This window comes from Methanosarcina baikalica (genome assembly GCF_031461075.1).
Lineage (GTDB): Archaea > Halobacteriota > Methanosarcinia > Methanosarcinales > Methanosarcinaceae > Methanosarcina > Methanosarcina baikalica.
In genome coordinates, this window is the sequence record NZ_JAVKPK010000075.1 from 1 (window position 1) to 16,287 (window position 16,287).

A 16,287-nucleotide genomic window follows, 5' to 3' on the forward strand; every position below is an offset into this window, starting at 1 on the left:
TAACCGATGACAAATGGAATATCGTTAACTTCACAAGTAGGTGAATGAGAAACATGGCAGAACAGGTCAACATTTTTCGGGCCACGCCTGATAACGCAACCGAGATCTTAGTCCTTCAGAAGCTGGCATACCAGAGCGAAGCTCGTATTTATAACGACTGGAACATACCCCCTCTGCTTCAGACCATTGAAGAGATCCAAGATGAGTTCAAAACCCATATGTTCCTCAAAGCTATCAGCGAGCACTTAATTGTAGGATCTGTACGGGCTCGCATTATGGAAAATACTTGCTATATAGGTAAGCTGGTTGTTCACCCAAAATGGCAGAGCAGGGGAATAGGTACTCGCTTAGTGACAGAGATTGAGATAATTTATAGGGCAGTATCCAGGTTTGAACTGTTCACTGGGTCGCAAAGTGTAAAAAATCTTTACCTCTATCATAAATTGGGATACCAGGATTTTAGGCGAGAGTCACTGGGCGACCAGGTTGAACTGATATACCTGGAAAAGATAATAGAAGGCATGTAGGAATCAAAACTCGATACAGATATAGAATAGGCCAATAATAGACCTTTTTTCGAATCCGCATATAAAAGGCTAACAAGCGTAGCTATTGACATGTCTATCCCGAGCCTTTCTACGTGCGTATACCTAAAAGCCACGTACAATGGCCAGGGCTATCGCTTGGGATAAAGAGAGGTTTTTAAGGGGCGCCGGGGGCTTGCCTGTCGAAGGATCAGCTGCACAAAGAGGATGAGCAGATAGAAAAGTTAAACAAAGTTACCCAAAAGCAAGCTGTCCATATTAAAAGTAATCCAGGAGAACAGCAGGTTAAACATAAAGCTACTTCTGGAGAATATGGGTAAAAGTAAATTTTACATATTTGCTGAAAATTTAAGAATTTAACCAAGTCTAAAAAACATGCTCAAGAGACACACTCAACTTCCAAACGGTATGCCAAAATTTTTGCATATTTTTCTAGTTGGAAAGTCCTCCATCGAATTTGAAGAGGATACATTAAATGTGAAAAAACGAGCACATCACCCGTGTTTGGAAAAATCTAAAGACATTCTTATACTTCTGGTTTTCAATTACTTGTCCCCAACCGAAAATTAAACCAAACCAGAAAAAATTAAAAATACTCAGAATTTAACCTCTTGCCCCATTTATTTCATCCAACTGTTCACTGACAAGCTGCCTAACCATTTCTCTTTTAGATATACCGCGTTTACTTCTTTCCTTTTCGAGTGCCATTTCTATCCTTGTATTTATTTTTCGAACGTGACCGTAACTGAGATCTATCTTGCTCAGTTGCACGCCCAATGCCGCACATAATATATCCCGAATCGTATGAGCTTGAGATCGATTATCTCTGTGTGTCTCAAATTTATTTAGCAGTTCCTTGTTGACTGGAATCATATCGCCTGGGCGATAAGTTAAGTATCCTACTGACATTCTTTATCTTCTCCATAAGCTCTGAGGATAATCTCATCCATAGTAAAGCTTTTCGACTTCTGTCCTATCGAAGTAGTCCCTATCGAGGTCACTTTTGATGAAGAGTTTTTTTCTTAGAGCCTGTCTTAAAATTAAATTTAATTCTACAATGGGGATAAGACTTACGTATTTGAAATGATAAACGGCAGCATTAAACCGTTAAATGTCTAGAATGTAAATTTAAACCATGATGATTAAGGGACTTGATTTTATATCTCGAGTGCGTAAGTCCTATGGGATAAAGTACTATTCTTAAGGTCAATGTGTACCTGAGTTTCGGAAAAATTTACGATATGAATTTAAAGTTAACGTTGTCATTATCCAATTGTAGAAATAGTTTGAATTTTAAGACAGTCTGTCTCGCTTTATTTTGAATCTCAGGTGCGTAAGTCCGAAATAATAGCATATTTGCAGCATTAAAAGGATATACTGCAATTCATTATCAACTATTCGATAAAATTTATTAAAAAAAGTAAATTTCGCTTTTAAACAGAAGTAAAGAATATTTTGGATAACGACAAATTCTATTGTTCTTCTGATTAACTTATTTATTTGACTTAATCATTTCCTGAACCTGTAGCATATTCGCTACCATTTTCTTCTTTACTTCAATTGCTCCTTCCATATCTTTAATTTTCTTCTCCATCCACTGCATTTCTATATCTATCTTCATTATTGCAATTTTCTTTTTCTGCTCTTCAGTTAAAAGTTCTAAAGCACCATGTACTGAGCTGCAACACGCTGAAGCGTGTTCTGATGATTGTTCTGTATGCATGTTTAATTATCTCCTGGATTTCTATGAATTATTAGGTGAGCTATCAATTTTGCTTCCCAATATCCGCATCCTACAGATATGTCGTAACATACAAGTAACTACCTATTTTTGAATTTATCTATAAAGATACCTGTAGAATATGTAAATGGATATTTGTAGTGCTCGGGATAAAGATGACCATTTGTAGTATGAAGGCTCTTTGAAGCAGGAAAAAATAAGATTCTCAATGCCAGTAGAGTGCTGTATGCACTGCGCAAGCTCTGATCATCTTTATATGAATCTTCTGGGATAGACGTAAAAGTCGAAACTCGGTCCGTCCTATGTTTGAATAGCTAGAAGCTAATCTAAAATGCCAGGGCTATCGCTTGTAACCAAATAGACCAAATATATCCCGGGCGGATCCACAACGCTATTAAAACAAGTACGTATGGGCCAGGTTTCTGGGATAGTTGTGGAAATGTCTATTTTTCCCGATATATTTTAAATTTCCAAGTGTTCCTGTGAAAAATAGTACAAAATTTAATTTACAAGATTTCTACAGAGCCAGAAAATAAATAAATGAGAATGATATAACTAAAATCAATGTCTCTTACAATCCGCCCCGAAACTCCCTCTGACTATCCTGTAATAACCGAAGTAAATGACCTTGCCTTCGGACAGCCTGCTGAAGGAAAACTTGTAGAAGACCTCAGGAAAAATCCTAAATTTGTCACGGAGCTTTCTCTGGTAGCTGAAGCCAATGGAGAAATAGTTGGCCATATTCTCTTTTTCCCGATAGTTATCAGGTCAGAGGAAGGAAAAGAAAAGGAAACTATTTCACTTGCCCCGCTTGCAGTTCGGCCTGAGTTCCAGAAAAAAGGTATTGGAGGTAAACTCATAAGAGGAGGACTTAAAGTTTGCCGGCAATTGGGATATGATTCCGTGATAGTCTTTGGACATCCTGAGTATTATCCAAAATTCGGGTTTAAACAGGCTGGCACATGGGGCATAAAAGATACCTTTGGAGCGCCTGCCGAAGCATTCATGGCACTGGAATTAAAGGAAGGCGTGCTTGAAGGTGCCAGCGGAGTAGTAGAATTACCTGAAGAATTCAAGGTACCTGAAGAGCACAATTATTAAGATTAGACGGCCTCGAGAAAAGGCTCCAAAAAATATAAAATGGTTGCTCTAGAATATTATTAATAAGCTTTTAGCTCGTAGTTGCCCTAATTTCAACTCCAAACATTTGACCTTAAACGCCGGAAATATTAATTCTATGTTTTTATCTTTATGATGTAGAACTATATTTGAAAATACGGCTATAGGGGACAATAAGCTTTTTCCGGTTTAAGTCAGCCTGAAGACGTTAAGTTCATCGTCACTGTAACATTGTCCGTAGTGCTGTCAAAATTATCAACTGCAGTTATAAAAACTGCTTTCCCATTTTTACAGATCAAGTTTCATCTGATTTTTCCAAATCATTTGGTTTTCCTATTATTTTTGGATTAAATTGGTGTATAAAATATGCTGCTCGATGAAAAAATGTTAGTGACATTGCAAAAATTAGGATTAACATATTACGGTTCAAGGGTTTATGCTACGCTTGTTTCGCTGGGTCCGAGCGATGCGACCGAGCTTGCTTCTGAATCGGAAGTACCTCGAACGAAGATCTATGATGTCTTGAGAAGGCTCAAAACCGAAAAATGGATAACAGCCGAACATACGAGACCTATAAAATATACTGCTAAATACCCTAAAGATATAATTGAAGAGAGAAAAGCTGCTTTCAATTCTGAAATTGATGAGGTATCAAATCAATTGTCAGAGCTGTATGATAAATTAATTGATAATGAAATACCGAAAGTATGGCTTTTAAGAGGAATGAATAATATAACGGCAAAAACACTCGATATGATAAGAAGAGCTAAAAAAGACATAATGCTTTTGGGAGCTCTTTACTCTGAAAATGAAATTGAGCAGCTCAAAACAGAATTATTATATGCTACGAAAAAAGGGCTAAATATACGTGTTATATCTAGACAGAGTATAAAACTGAAAGATGGCAAACTGGATATAATTAAAAACTTATCTTCGATTATACCCAAAATAAAAATATCCGGACCTGCATTTTCAAAGTTTGTAATAATAGATGACAAAGAACTATTAATCGTATTCTCAAAGGTAGAAGACGATATTCTGGATATCGACACTACGATAGCTATATGGATTCCAAATGTGTCAATTGCATCTTACCAAGCAAGCATATTTAATGGTATATGGAACGAATAAACCAGCAATTATCTAACACAAAACTCTTTTTTATTCCCTATTTTTAGTAACTCTTTTTTCACGGTCTGAATTATTAGTAAGTGCTGATATTGTATTACATATTGATTTTAGTCACTAATACCCCTCTAAAAGTTACAAAATGAATATAAAGTCTTAATTAAGTAATTTATTGTCAATTTCGTAAAAATGAGAGGAGTATACATATGAAAATAGTCGGGATACACTCAAGTCCAAAACGTAAAAATAGTAATACATTAAAATTATTGGATTCTGCTCTGGCTGGAGCCAAAGAAGCAGGGGCCGACATTGAGTTAATTGATATCGCAAAATTGAAAATTAAGTACTGTACTGCATGCAATTCCTGTCATGATAAAGGTGTATGCTCAATAAAAGACGACTACCAGTTAGTACTTAAAAAGTTATTGGACGCAGATGGCATAATCTGGAGCAGTCCTAATTATATGATGAATGTGACAGCTCAGCTCAAGACGCTGTTTGATAGAAGTCCACTTATTACTCATGAACAGTTCTTTGACGGGAAATATGGTCTTTCCTTAACAACTGCGGGTTCGGGCATTGATGAGGTAGATTTTGTTCTTAATATTATGAATACATTTATGATCAACTGTGGAGGCAACGCTATCGAGGGAGTGGGCTATGCAATGGCACAGGGTCCTTCAGCAATGGATGCAGCTATCGTAAAATCACAAGAAATGGGCATAGATCTTGTTGAAGCGATAAAAGAAAAAAGGCCGTACCCCGAACAGAAAGCAAAACAAGAAGCCTGGAGAGCACAGTTCAAATATGTAATCCTTGCAAATAAAGATCACTGGACGCATAACTGTGATTACTGGGCGGAAAAAGGCTGGTTAAAATAATAATATTTTTAATAATTTTCAAAATATGTATGTTAGCTAGTCAATTGGTGGGTTCATTATGCTAAACCTTGAAGAACTGGGGAAAAGGCTTACAGAAGCCGGAAGGTTGAAACTACGCCCTCTATGTGTCTATGGCACGGATGAAATTCCTGAGGGAGCAGTACCATCATACAAGGTAGACCGCTGTATAGCAAAGGCAATTTACACTTCTGCTCTTTTTGAAGAGACACCTCCAATATATGTTGAAGCAGCCCATGAGCAGTGCTGCGTAGGTGGACTTGTATGGATGGGGTTGAGTGAATCTCATCCGAAACTGAAGTACTTCGTGACTGTGGGAACGCCTGATTTCCGCGGAGGCGCTGCTGAGCACTTAAAGGCGTCGCCAGAATTATTTGAAGAGAGCATGAAACGTACAGGGAAAATAATTCCACCTGGTAAATACACCGTCGTCGGTCCCTGCAATGATAACATAGCACCTGAAAAAATCAGATCGCTTATTCTTTTTGCAGGGAGCGAACAAATAAGGAACTTATGCGGTCTTGCACAATTCAACAGTTCTGAAATATTCTTTAAGACGGTGATACCTGGTGGACCTACCTGTTCCATGATGCTTGCTTTCCCCGCTGGCATGGCAGAGAATGCGCCTAAGGACTCAGCTTATGTCGGGCCTGTTGATCCGACAGGAAATCCCTGGCTACCCCAAGAATTAATAATTATGGGTATTCCGATTTTATTGGCTCAACAGATGGCTACTGATCTGGAAGAGTCTTTTATTGGCAAAAGAAGCAAGATAGCATACCCTGAAAAACGTATCATAGTAAAATCAAAGTGAAAGGCATATAAGAGCAAAAAAGAAAAAACAACCGGGATATCCTTTTTGTGGTTTGGTTTGGTCCTATTGGAGTAGCAGCTTTCTATTATGCTCGATTCTCAATGAGACAAACAGGAATTGAAGAATTGTGGCCAGTTGTTAGTTTGGTGATATGCATGTCAATTGTTCTTCACGGAGTAACCGCAACTTATTTCACAAAACTTTATGGAAAGTCTAATTTAGAAAAGTCAGGAAATGAGTAATTGCATTTCAAGAAGGAGTTTCAAGACTCCGACTCTTCATTTTTGGCTACAAACACATTTTCCATCTAATTTCATTGATTTAGAATAATGGTTACATGAGTTTAGACTGAGAGTAACAATCTTCGATCTTATAGAGACACCTATTAAGTATAATATACTAAATATAAGATAGGGGATGCGGTGGAGGCTCATATTAACAACATCGATGAAAAGGGTTTCGGCGAGATTCTCGGACTGCGGGAAGAAATAGGAGAAATCCAGGTAGCAATTGCTGACTTTGAGGTTGGAAAAAAACTCAACGTAGCCATTATAGCCGGACTGTTTAGTGGAAAAACCACTCTAATTAATGAGATTGAGAAACTAAACCTAAACAGGGCGACAAAATTTACTTTCTCTGAAATTGTCCGGGATAAAAAGGAAATTTTCCTCCCTGAAGACACAAAAAGGGTAGTACTTCTGGATAACTGTCACTTTCTTTACGTGAGAAAACCTGGTGGCTTCGAGATATTTTACGAGTTTCTGGATATGGTTAGTTCTCAGAACAGGATATTTGTCACTACATGGAACCTTTATTCCTGGAAATACCTGAATGAGGCCTTTGATCTTGGGAAATACTTTCCAATACAGATCATTATTCCTCCTTTTGAAAAAGAAGATCTTAAACCCTTTATTCTCGGAAGATATGAAGAAGGGGAAATTATATTTGATAGTGGTGAAGAGTTAGAAAAAGAACCCTTTATGTATATAACAGAGTATCCGATTGAACTGTCCTCCCTAGGCAGGAAAATTGAAATCCCTATTTTGAGAATAAACATTCATTATCTTAAGAAACATCTTCTGAATGAAAAAGAAGAAGAGGAAGAAAAAGAAAAAACCGCTGAGAACAGGATATTCGAAAAAATTAACCTGGAAGCAAAAGGTAACCCTGGTGTTGCACTAAGAGTCTGGGAACTTGGGTTAGATTATCCTCACATAAAGCCGGATAACATAGGCAACTTTTCTTACGATATAGAGCTTGAACACGAAGAGGCTTTTGTCCTAAGCCTTATTCTCTCATACCAAGGCCTAAAAATGAGTGAAATAATCGAGATGATAGATTCTGCGTTAAGAACAGACAAAGTTCTCTTCCGGCTTCTAAACCAGGAACTAGTTTCCAAAAGTGAAGATAATTCCTTCCGCATCAGACCTGAAGCCTTGCGGAGTGTGATTGCATATCTGGAAAAGCTAAGGCTGGTATGGTAAATGGTAGATAGAAACACTGTAGACACAAGCAGGGAGCAACTTCTGGAGACTCTCAGATCCATAGAGACACAAACAATCGTAAATATACTTCTGATTTTTTTCCTCGCATACATACTTGGTAGAATTATCGCAACCATACTATCAAAAGTTTCGGAAAAAATGAGCCGTAGTAGTAGGGTTAAAGTAAAAATGGTTATTCCTGCAGTAAAGTTTGGAATTTATATTATTGCTTTTTATTACTTCCTTACGGAAATATTAAAAATATTCGGGCCAGAACTGTTTCTCTTGACAGGACTTATTGGTGCAGGCATTGGTTTTGGGCTAAAAGACCTTTTTGCAGACTTTGTCGGAGGAGTTGTAATTACATTTGAAAAACCTTACCATGTAGGAGACAAAATTACCATTGGGGACTATTATGGTGAGGTTACTGATATAGGGCTAAGGGCAACAAAACTCGTCACACCGGATGATAATACTATTACAGCTCCAAACAGCCTTATTTTTGATGAGGCCGTTGCCAGTGGAAACTATGGGGCTTCGGAAATGATGGTTGTAATAGACCTCTATATCGCGTTGGAGTCAGACGTAAAAACTTCAATGAGAGTTTTAAGAGAAGCCGTTGTGAGCTCAAAATATGTTTTTATCTCCAGGAAAAACCCTGTTATCCTGCTACACAAATCCCTGCCATTTTACACCAGGTTGCGGGCCAAAGCTTACGTTAATGATCTAAGAGACGAATTTGAGTTTGAATCCGATGTACACACAAGGGCTTGGATAGAACTCCAAAAGAATGGGATCAGGGCTCCGCAACTCCATATTCTTAATATTCCCCCAATTGAGGAAGAATCTGTATCCGATGCTCGAAGAAATATCAGGTCAGACAAAAGTGCCAGAAAAGATTCCGAATCTAGTATCGATTCCCAGAGAAATTCCGGATTTTAAACTTATCTAGTCTCATTTGAAATCTGTAATATAGGATATGCTTTCAAGTAAACCAGTTATTTAAACTCTCAGTCCGGAAATATCAAGTTCTTTACCTTCTTTCTCCGATTGACTTATGATTGAGAAACTGCCATCTGTCTCAAGGACAACAGCCTCTACACTTTCCAGATTAGCATATCCTTGATTCCTTACAGACTGCTGGATTTCACTTTCAATAACTCTAGAACGCTTCATAGAATCTTTAAGGTATTCTCCATTGTAATATACAATGGATGGCTCATCTTTTATTATTCTTTTAACAGTATCTGACCTTATTGTTAGCCCAGCAACTGTATATTGCAGACCTATCAGGACTGCAAAAGCAGTTACTCCTTCTACGAGTGCAACGCTTTTATTCAGAAGAAGTGATCCAAACGTAGATCCAAGTGCAATTGTTATTACAAAATCAAATGCATTAAGTTTAGAAAGTGTGCGGTTTCCGGAAACTTTTAATAAGAGTACAAGTGAGATGTATCCCAGAATTCCGAGTACTAAGACCCTTCCCAGATCATTCCAGCTATTGAAGAACAAGCCCATAGCTATAGTCTCCCCTTTAAAACGAGTGAATTTATGGATATTAGTTTTAACTAATTGCATCTCTTATTATGATCTCTAGATATTGAGATAAAATATTTTACGAGTATCTGCATCTATTTTTATTATTTCGAATGTGATTTCGGGTATGTCAGCGGTTAAAAAGAAAGATGGCTTATGGACCCTTCTCTAAAGTGTTGATTAGATCGACACTTACTGCAGTTCCCACCATAATATCCTCTTCTTTCTCAAGAGCTTCAAGAATATTTGAGACTAAAAGATGGCTGATAGCTCTTCTTTTCCTGGGCTCTACTACATATCTTAACCGTATTTCGATCCAGTTTTCCTCCATTTTCATATAAAGGTTTGTCCGTACATCGTAGGTCGTAAAGAAGTATCTTTTTCCCATACGCAGGAGTTCTCTCCGTGCCAGGTCTTCGAACTCTCCTACAACTGGGCCTGCAGCTCTGAGAGCAATTTCTTTAGCTTTTTTCCAGTTGCTGCCGTAAATCAGTAGGATGCGGATTTCATCCCAGATGAACGAATAATCCCTGGTATAATTTTTTATTGTCTGGTTGAGAGCAAAACTATTCGGAACACTGAGAATTCTGCCAGTGTACTGATCTGCATCTACCCATTCTCTGATTTCCATAATTGTAGTGTTGAAACTTCCTATATCCAGCACATCGCCTGTAGTATCTCCCACCTGAATTCTATCTCCTGCTTTAAAAGGACGAGCTACAACCAGGAGGATTCCTCCTGCTATATTCCTCAGAACATCCTGAAGTGCAATTGCAACTCCGGCGCTCAGAATTCCGTAGGCGATAAACAGGGTGCTAGTTCTCTCAATCCAGATCGCAAAAAGGGAGGCAAGAGCAAGTACTGTAATAAGTATAGATGCAGTTTTCCTTAGAGTGTATCTATCTCTGGCAGTCGATATTCTTCTAAGAATAAAATTTCTGGTAATTGAATTTATTATATAGGCTAGAAAAACTACAATTAAAGAGATGAGAAGTGCATCCAGTAGAGACCGGTCCTCTAAGATATAAAAATCAGTTAGGTATCGAATATATGCGATAAAAAGTATCAAGATTAACAGAATAAAAGTGTTCAGTCTCCTCATTACCCTCATGTAGATAAATATAATGTCTTTTATATATCAATATGGCTCCAATAACTGAGGTGCTCTGATACTTAATTCTGTTAAGCTAGCTTTGGCCTAAAAGAATATTTAAATTGAAACTTCTTCGTTGATTTTTTAGAATCCTTTGTATTGTCTACTATACACTGAATTTTCCGCTGTTACTAAGCATATAGCGTATGAGGAGGCAACATTGTAACTTATGGCAGTCGTACGAAACCCTATTGTAAATAGAGAATAACTACTTATAAACCACATGATTATTATTAATTAATATATTAAAATTCATTGAATTAATTTGTGCTTTGAATTAATTTGTGCTTTGTGTAGTTCAGTCTGTATTAAGCTGTCTACTCGAAAAGTCAAATTCATATTGGGGGTTAAGAATGAAAAGCAAATCGAGAGCTTGTCTGCTAGTGCTATGCTTAACTTTTTCTGTTGGATTAACACAAGCACAGTTTGGAGGAGGCGGTTGCGAATCCGTAACATATTCTGGTGTTACACCTGATAGATTTGAATGCATGAATCAAGGTCTTCAGGAGTACGGCATCTATGTCCCATCGGGAGAAAGTGGAGAACTTTCCGGCAATGGAATCGCTGCGGATTTTGAATGGGATGGAGAGTCCATTCTTACTATCACAGTTACGGAAAAACCTTTTTTTGTTGGCTGTGGAACCATACATGACAGAATAAGACAATTCGCACAAGAATGCTAATAAAAAGCGTCCACAACAGCGGTTCCAAAAAATATAAACTGTTGCAAATGAATGTAATTAATAGGCTTTTAGTTCGTGGTTGCCTTTATATTGACTCCAACCGTTTGACCATTTATACACGTGGAAACCTGATACCATAAAATTAACAAGGCAACCACTTCTATCTCCTTTTATCCTATCGGCCTTTATTCTACATACTTATTACTGGAAGCCACGCTAAGCCTCGCAGCCAATAGTACAGGGATAGTCAGGTATATTTTTATTAGCGAGCTTATCCCAAAACCAATTTTATTCTCAATCATTAAGAGTTTCAGAAATAATTTTCATGATCTGAAACCTTGATTGATTAATACAAATTGGAGATTCAGATAAGTAGTTTTGAGTTTTGGGATAGACTCAGCCTAAAATATGCGAGGCTTATGGAAGCCCTAATAAACTCATTTGAAATAACAGATATACACCGTTGTTAAGGGTTTAGTTTTTAGGATTTACCGTACTGGCTCAAACTTTTTCTTTTCTTATTATTTTATATTTCCGAGTCGCTCTTACATGCTCCTGTACAGGTGTAAATCAAGGACAGGTGCGGAGGCAGTCTTTTCTACATATTCCGAGGACAATCTCTTCTACAAGTGTCAAGACCGGCACCATGTCCACGGTTCCTAAACTATATTATATGCGGAAGATTTGCAATTTATTACTTCGTCTTTTTCACATACATAAATGTCCCAAACACTGCTGCAAGCGCCCAAAAAGAGCTTATGAAAGGAGCGCTTTTTGATTCAGGGGTAGAATTGGAATTTCCTTCCTGCTGACCTGCTGTTCCTGTATTATCTGACATTTTTGTATCGTTTGTCTTGTTAGCGGTTTGATTAATTGTACTCAGCAACTCATCCAGAGTAGTAGTTTCATCAGGTGTTATAACTTTTCCATCATCAGTTAATGTATACTTGCCCCGGTGAAAATCCGTAACTATGAAATGTTCAGGACCAAAATCCTTTGTATACGGATTATCATCCTTACTCAGATAGATCAAAACCTTTTCACCAATTTTGAAGCTTGGATCAGCGTCCGTAGACATGCCAACCCTTCCAATTGCTCCACCAGTAATTCTCACAATAACCTCTTTGGACGATGATGGATTTTTGAGGTATTCATCAACACTTACAACGATATCAGTATAAATGATGTTTTCGTGGCTGAGGTCAGTAATTTCTTTATCCGGTTGTTTTCCGTCTATGGTATTCCATTTGGGTGGAAGTATTTCTTTAACTGTACCTATTACAATCGTGTCTGAGTAGTCTCTTAACTCCTCATGGGTGTATGGTATAAAATCTATATTCATATCAATGCTGATAGGTTCCTCTCCATTGTTTTCGAGTTTGATACTATCGTTAGAAGGAGTGGATAGCGCCGAAACATTTAATGTTAGTAAAGAAATAATCCCAACCAAAAAAATTCCATATTTAGTAATATTTCTCATGGTACCGCTTCCAGAGTAGGGAGTTAAGTTTGATTTTTTGTGCTACTGGCTTCATAGCTCAACTACATAAGTTCTTCACATAAGACGCTGGCAGAGTATAAAATACATTTTAACTTTTTTATTTGTATACTTTATCCACTTAAAACGAGAATTTCTAAAAACAATTTTACAAATACTAAAACAGGTGCAATGGCCGTCTCTTATACAAATGTCAGGACTGATACCACGTCACTTGCTCATTAAATAATATATGGAAGCTAGCTTACTTAAAAACGTCTTGAAATATTTTAAGCTCATTTTTGCTTAAATCTATAAAATAAATTTCATTGTACTGGCTATTTTGTCTAACACCCCCAAGACCTTACACTCCTAAAAACAGCTTATTCCTAATTATTTTAATAGTTTAATCATTTCCCTTCCAAAAGCGTGAAGATCAGAAGGGCTTCTTGATGATACAAAATTCCCATCTACAACAACTTCACTATCTTCGTAAAGTGCTCCTGCGGCTATAATGTCGTCCCTTATCCCTATCCAGCAGGTCGCTTTCCTACCTTTTATGACTCCTGCCGAAACAAGAACCTGCGGACCGTGGCAGATTGCAGCAACTGGCTTATTTTCGTTGAAAAAGTGTCTTGCAATCTCAAGTGCGTCCCTGTCAAGTCTCATTTTTTCGGGACCTTTCCCTCCGGATATTACAAGGATGTCGTAATCTGCAGGGTTAATATCCTTGAAGGCAACGTCAGCATCGATCTCATACCCGTGTTTTCCAGTAATCGGTCCTTTCTTCATCGAGGCTACATGTGTTGTAATTCTCTCTTCTTTCAAACGGTGGTAAGGATAGAAAAGTTCAAGGTCTTCAAAACCATCGGCTCCGAATACAAGCGCTTTCATATGAAATTCCCCCGGGTTCTAGTGTTATGGTTTTAATCTTGCATATTAATCTTACGTTTTAAATTTGCAGCTAAAAGATTATTCCTGCAGCAAATATACCTTTTCTGATTCCGAAAATAAAACAGGTAAAGCTGCCCCAGATCTGGTATGCTTAAATTATTTCGAGGGCTTGTTTGAGATCTGCAATTATGTCCTCTGGGTCTTCGATCCCTACAGAGAGCCTTACAAGCCCATCAGTGATGCCTACTCTCTTTCTTACTACAAGTGGGACACAGGCATGAGTCATGGAAGCAGGATGCTGAATAAGGGTATCAGTAGCCCCGAGGCTTACAGCAAGGGAGCAGAGCCTTACATTGTCCATGAGTTTCCGTCCGGCTTCAACTCCACCCCTAACCTCAAAAGAGAGCATGCCGCTGTATCCACTCATTTGCTTGCGTGCAAGTTCGTGTTGAGGATGGCCTGGAAGCCCCGGATACCTTACCCACTCTACCCTGGGGCTGGATTCAAGGAATTCCGCAACTTTCATGGCATTTTCCGCATGCCTTTCCATGCGGATATGCAGGGTTTTAAGTCCTCTTATACAGAGCCAGGCTTCATGGGGACCCATAATGCCTCCTGTGTATCCGACAATTGTAGCCAGGCATTTCATGAAATCTTTCTTTCCTGCAACGATTCCTCCAAGCAGGTCTGCGTGCCCGCCTATGTATTTTGTGCAGCTGCTAAGGGAAACATCCGCACCAAGTTCTAGAGGTCTCTGGAAATAAGGCGTTGCAAAAGTATTATCTACAACACAGATGACGCCATGCTCCCTTGCTAGTCCGGAAATTTCAGCGATGTCGCAGACAGTCATCGTAGGGTTGGCAGGGGTCTCGATAAAAACCATTTTCGTCTCCGGTTTGAAGGCTCTTTTTATATTTTCTATTTTAGAGGTATCGACAAAACTGACATCTATCCCGAGCCCCGGTAAAACTTCAGAAAAGAGACTGTAGGTGCAGCCGTACACCACATCCGTTGAGATGAGGTGGTCTCCCTGTTTCAGGGTAGTGAGCACAACTGCAGTGATTGCCGCCATTCCCGAGGCAAAAGTCTGCCCTGCTTCTCCTCCTTCAAGTGCAGCAAATTTTTCAGCCAGAACCGCATGTGTGGGGGTATTGGGAGGAATCCTGGCATACACGTATCCTGGTTCCTCTCCTGCAAACCTCGCTGCCCCCTGTTCGGCGTTTTCAAAAATGAACGTTGAAGTCTGGAATATCGGAGTCGTATGCGCTCCGAAAGCCGGATCTGGTTTTTCTGCGGCATGCACGCATTTTGTTGCAAATTTCACTTCTCTTTCCATCTCCCCAAAATCCCTGTCAAAATTAATCCCCGGAATAGATATTTGCTTTTCCGGTAATTATTTGTTTGGCGGGAAGGTCAGAGAAATAATCCGGATTTTCCGGAAATTAATAAAGAAAACTTGACTTTATCCCTGAATGTCAGAAATTTTTAAAATATAGCAGGTTATTATAGCAGGCTATATACGTGAGATAAAAGGTTTGGATAAAAGAAACAAATGTTGCTTAAGAAGCAATTTAAAACGTTACAGGGAGACCATCAGTGATAAACTCAATACTCGATAACGACCTTTATAAATTCACCATGCAACTCGCAGTGCTTGAACTTTTTCCCAAAGCAGAAGCCGAGTACCGGTTCACCAACCGGGGACCTCAGCGCTTTTCTAAGGAATTTGTAGAAGAGCTGGAGAGGATAACAGGCGAAGAGATCCCAAAATTAAAGTTAACAGAAGAAGAATATTACTGGCTTTCTGAAAATTGTCCTTATCTGAGACCCATGTACCTTGAATACCTTAAAAACTTCCGCTTCAATCCAGGCGAAGTAAAAATCTGCCTTACCGAAGAAAAAGGGCTGGATATCCGGATAAAAGGACCCTGGCACAGCACTATTCTCTGGGAGATTGTCCTTATGGCTGCGGTTTCTGAACTCTATTTCACAACTATTGAAAAAGAGTGGAAAGGGCATTCCGAAAATGGCTGCACATCCGAATCCTTACTTGCCGCCTACGGGGAAAAAATCCTTGAAATAGGAAAAGCCCTTGAGGAAAATGACTGCCTTTTTTCGGAATTCGGAACCCGAAGGCGACGAAGTTCCGAACTCCAAGACCGTGTAATGAAAACCCTCATTCAGATAAAAACTCTTACAGGAACAAGCAATGTATATTTTGCAAAGAAATACGGTCTGAAACCGATAGGGACTGTTGGACACGAATGGATTATGGGTACCTCGGCTCTTGTAGGGCTAAGGTACGCAAATCGTTTCGCTTTTGAAAACTGGGTAGATGTCTACAAAGGAGACCTGGGAATTGCCCTTACGGATACTTTCGGCTCAGATGCCTTTTTTAAGGATATGGACCTTAAGCTATCGAAAATTTACGACGGCTTCAGGCACGACAGTGGAGACCCTTATGATTTAGTGGACACGGTTATAGGGCATTACAGGAAAATGGGCATAGATCCCATGAAAAAACTAATCGTTTTCAGTGATGCCCTCAATGCAGACACCGCAATCAGGCTCAAAAAATACTGTGATGGCAAAATTAACTGCAGTTTCGGCATAGGTACAAGTCTTACCAATAATTCTGATTTCTTCCGAAGAAGTCCACCTCTTAACATGGTAATAAAACTGCACAGCATTAATGGCATTCTTGTAGTGAAACTAAGCGACTCCCCTGAAAAAGAGACCGGAGAAAAAGATGCCATCAGGGTTGCAAATTACATTTTCGGAAGAAAAGGGCTGGACGAATGACTTAAAAAATTA

Annotated in this window: 16 protein-coding genes; 9 read left to right on the forward strand and 7 right to left on the reverse strand. The window is 38.8% G+C overall.

What is annotated here, in order from left to right:
• Positions 1-53: 53 nt before the first annotated feature.
• Positions 54-527 (forward strand): GNAT family N-acetyltransferase, encoded by a 474-nt coding sequence (locus tag RG963_RS14185; RefSeq protein WP_310576935.1) that lies wholly within the window; start codon positions 54-56, stop codon positions 525-527.
• 621 nt (positions 528-1,148) lie between these two features.
• On the opposite strand, the gene RG963_RS14190 is transcribed toward RG963_RS14185, so the two are convergent.
• Both RG963_RS14190 and RG963_RS14195 read right to left on the reverse strand, forming a co-directional pair.
• Positions 1,149-1,454 (reverse strand): hypothetical protein, encoded by a 306-nt coding sequence (locus tag RG963_RS14190; protein ID WP_310576936.1) that lies wholly within the window; start codon positions 1,452-1,454, stop codon positions 1,149-1,151.
• A 583-nt stretch (positions 1,455-2,037) separates the two neighbouring features.
• Positions 2,038-2,268, reverse strand: coding sequence for a hypothetical protein (locus tag RG963_RS14195; RefSeq protein WP_310576938.1), 231 nt, complete (start codon positions 2,266-2,268; stop codon positions 2,038-2,040).
• A gap of 582 nt (positions 2,269-2,850) precedes the next feature.
• On the opposite strand from RG963_RS14195, the gene RG963_RS14200 reads away from it, so the two are divergent.
• The 6 genes from RG963_RS14200 to RG963_RS14225 all read left to right on the forward strand — a co-directional run bounded on the left by RG963_RS14200 (position 2,851) and on the right by RG963_RS14225 (position 8,672).
• Positions 2,851-3,387 (forward strand): GNAT family N-acetyltransferase, encoded by a 537-nt coding sequence (locus tag RG963_RS14200; RefSeq protein ID WP_310576939.1) that lies wholly within the window; start codon positions 2,851-2,853, stop codon positions 3,385-3,387.
• A 384-nt stretch (positions 3,388-3,771) separates the two neighbouring features.
• Positions 3,772-4,536 carry a TrmB family transcriptional regulator gene (locus tag RG963_RS14205; protein WP_310576940.1) on the forward strand — a complete coding sequence of 255 codons (765 nt, stop codon included), beginning with the start codon at positions 3,772-3,774 and terminating at the stop codon, positions 4,534-4,536.
• Positions 4,537-4,739: 203 nt separating this feature from the next.
• A complete protein-coding gene (locus tag RG963_RS14210; protein ID WP_310576941.1) occupies positions 4,740-5,414 on the forward strand; it encodes a flavodoxin family protein in 675 nt (224 codons plus the stop codon).
• 58 nt (positions 5,415-5,472) lie between these two features.
• On the forward strand, positions 5,473-6,246 hold the full coding sequence (locus RG963_RS14215) for a DUF169 domain-containing protein (protein WP_310576942.1): 774 nt from the start codon (positions 5,473-5,475) through the stop codon (positions 6,244-6,246).
• Positions 6,247-6,668: 422 nt separating this feature from the next.
• Positions 6,669-7,730 carry a hypothetical protein gene (locus RG963_RS14220; protein WP_310576943.1) on the forward strand — a complete coding sequence of 354 codons (1,062 nt, stop codon included), beginning with the start codon at positions 6,669-6,671 and terminating at the stop codon, positions 7,728-7,730.
• Positions 7,731-8,672: a mechanosensitive ion channel family protein gene (locus RG963_RS14225; RefSeq protein WP_310576944.1), complete on the forward strand. Its 942-nt coding sequence runs from the start codon at positions 7,731-7,733 to the stop codon at positions 8,670-8,672.
• A gap of 60 nt (positions 8,673-8,732) precedes the next feature.
• On the opposite strand, the gene RG963_RS14230 is transcribed toward RG963_RS14225, so the two are convergent.
• Positions 8,733-9,308 carry a DUF421 domain-containing protein gene (locus tag RG963_RS14230; protein ID WP_310576945.1) on the reverse strand — a complete coding sequence of 192 codons (576 nt, stop codon included), beginning with the start codon at positions 9,306-9,308 and terminating at the stop codon, positions 8,733-8,735.
• A 112-nt stretch (positions 9,309-9,420) separates the two neighbouring features.
• Positions 9,421-10,377: a mechanosensitive ion channel family protein gene (locus RG963_RS14235; RefSeq protein WP_310576946.1), complete on the reverse strand. Its 957-nt coding sequence runs from the start codon at positions 10,375-10,377 to the stop codon at positions 9,421-9,423.
• A 395-nt stretch (positions 10,378-10,772) separates the two neighbouring features.
• Here RG963_RS14235 and RG963_RS14240 point away from each other — a divergent pair, with 395 nt between their 5' ends.
• A complete protein-coding gene (locus RG963_RS14240) occupies positions 10,773-11,102 on the forward strand; it encodes a hypothetical protein (protein WP_310576947.1) in 330 nt (109 codons plus the stop codon).
• A gap of 694 nt (positions 11,103-11,796) precedes the next feature.
• Here the strand turns inward: RG963_RS14240 and RG963_RS14245 are convergent.
• The 3 genes from RG963_RS14245 to RG963_RS14255 form a co-directional block, all read right to left on the reverse strand.
• Positions 11,797-12,582: a hypothetical protein gene (locus tag RG963_RS14245; RefSeq protein ID WP_310576948.1), complete on the reverse strand. Its 786-nt coding sequence runs from the start codon at positions 12,580-12,582 to the stop codon at positions 11,797-11,799.
• Between the two features lie 390 nt (positions 12,583-12,972).
• Positions 12,973-13,473 (reverse strand): type 1 glutamine amidotransferase domain-containing protein, encoded by a 501-nt coding sequence (locus tag RG963_RS14250; protein ID WP_310576949.1) that lies wholly within the window; start codon positions 13,471-13,473, stop codon positions 12,973-12,975.
• Between the two features lie 151 nt (positions 13,474-13,624).
• Positions 13,625-14,809, reverse strand: a complete 1,185-nt coding sequence (locus RG963_RS14255; protein ID WP_310576950.1) for a trans-sulfuration enzyme family protein — start codon at positions 14,807-14,809, stop codon at positions 13,625-13,627.
• Positions 14,810-15,069: 260 nt separating this feature from the next.
• On the opposite strand from RG963_RS14255, the gene pncB reads away from it, so the two are divergent.
• The gene (gene pncB, locus RG963_RS14260; RefSeq protein ID WP_310576951.1) at positions 15,070-16,275 is read left to right on the forward strand and encodes a nicotinate phosphoribosyltransferase; all 1,206 of its coding nucleotides are present in this window, start codon (positions 15,070-15,072) and stop codon (positions 16,273-16,275) included.
• Positions 16,276-16,287 lie beyond the last annotated feature (12 nt).

Coding starts and splice junctions, on each gene's coding strand:
- RG963_RS14185 (WP_310576935.1), top strand. CDS start 54: ATGGCAGAACAGGTCAACATTTTTCGGGCCACGCCTGATAACGCAACC.
- RG963_RS14190 (WP_310576936.1), bottom strand. CDS start 1,454: ATGTCAGTAGGATACTTAACTTATCGCCCAGGCGATATGATTCCAGTC.
- RG963_RS14195 (WP_310576938.1), bottom strand. CDS start 2,268: ATGCATACAGAACAATCATCAGAACACGCTTCAGCGTGTTGCAGCTCA.
- RG963_RS14200 (WP_310576939.1), top strand. CDS start 2,851: ATGTCTCTTACAATCCGCCCCGAAACTCCCTCTGACTATCCTGTAATA.
- RG963_RS14205 (WP_310576940.1), top strand. CDS start 3,772: ATGCTGCTCGATGAAAAAATGTTAGTGACATTGCAAAAATTAGGATTA.
- RG963_RS14210 (WP_310576941.1), top strand. CDS start 4,740: ATGAAAATAGTCGGGATACACTCAAGTCCAAAACGTAAAAATAGTAAT.
- RG963_RS14215 (WP_310576942.1), top strand. CDS start 5,473: ATGCTAAACCTTGAAGAACTGGGGAAAAGGCTTACAGAAGCCGGAAGG.
- RG963_RS14225 (WP_310576944.1), top strand. CDS start 7,731: ATGGTAGATAGAAACACTGTAGACACAAGCAGGGAGCAACTTCTGGAG.
- RG963_RS14230 (WP_310576945.1), bottom strand. CDS start 9,308: ATGCAATTAGTTAAAACTAATATCCATAAATTCACTCGTTTTAAAGGG.
- RG963_RS14235 (WP_310576946.1), bottom strand. CDS start 10,377: ATGAGGGTAATGAGGAGACTGAACACTTTTATTCTGTTAATCTTGATA.
- RG963_RS14240 (WP_310576947.1), top strand. CDS start 10,773: ATGAAAAGCAAATCGAGAGCTTGTCTGCTAGTGCTATGCTTAACTTTT.
- RG963_RS14245 (WP_310576948.1), bottom strand. CDS start 12,582: ATGAGAAATATTACTAAATATGGAATTTTTTTGGTTGGGATTATTTCT.
- RG963_RS14250 (WP_310576949.1), bottom strand. CDS start 13,473: ATGAAAGCGCTTGTATTCGGAGCCGATGGTTTTGAAGACCTTGAACTT.
- RG963_RS14255 (WP_310576950.1), bottom strand. CDS start 14,809: ATGGAAAGAGAAGTGAAATTTGCAACAAAATGCGTGCATGCCGCAGAA.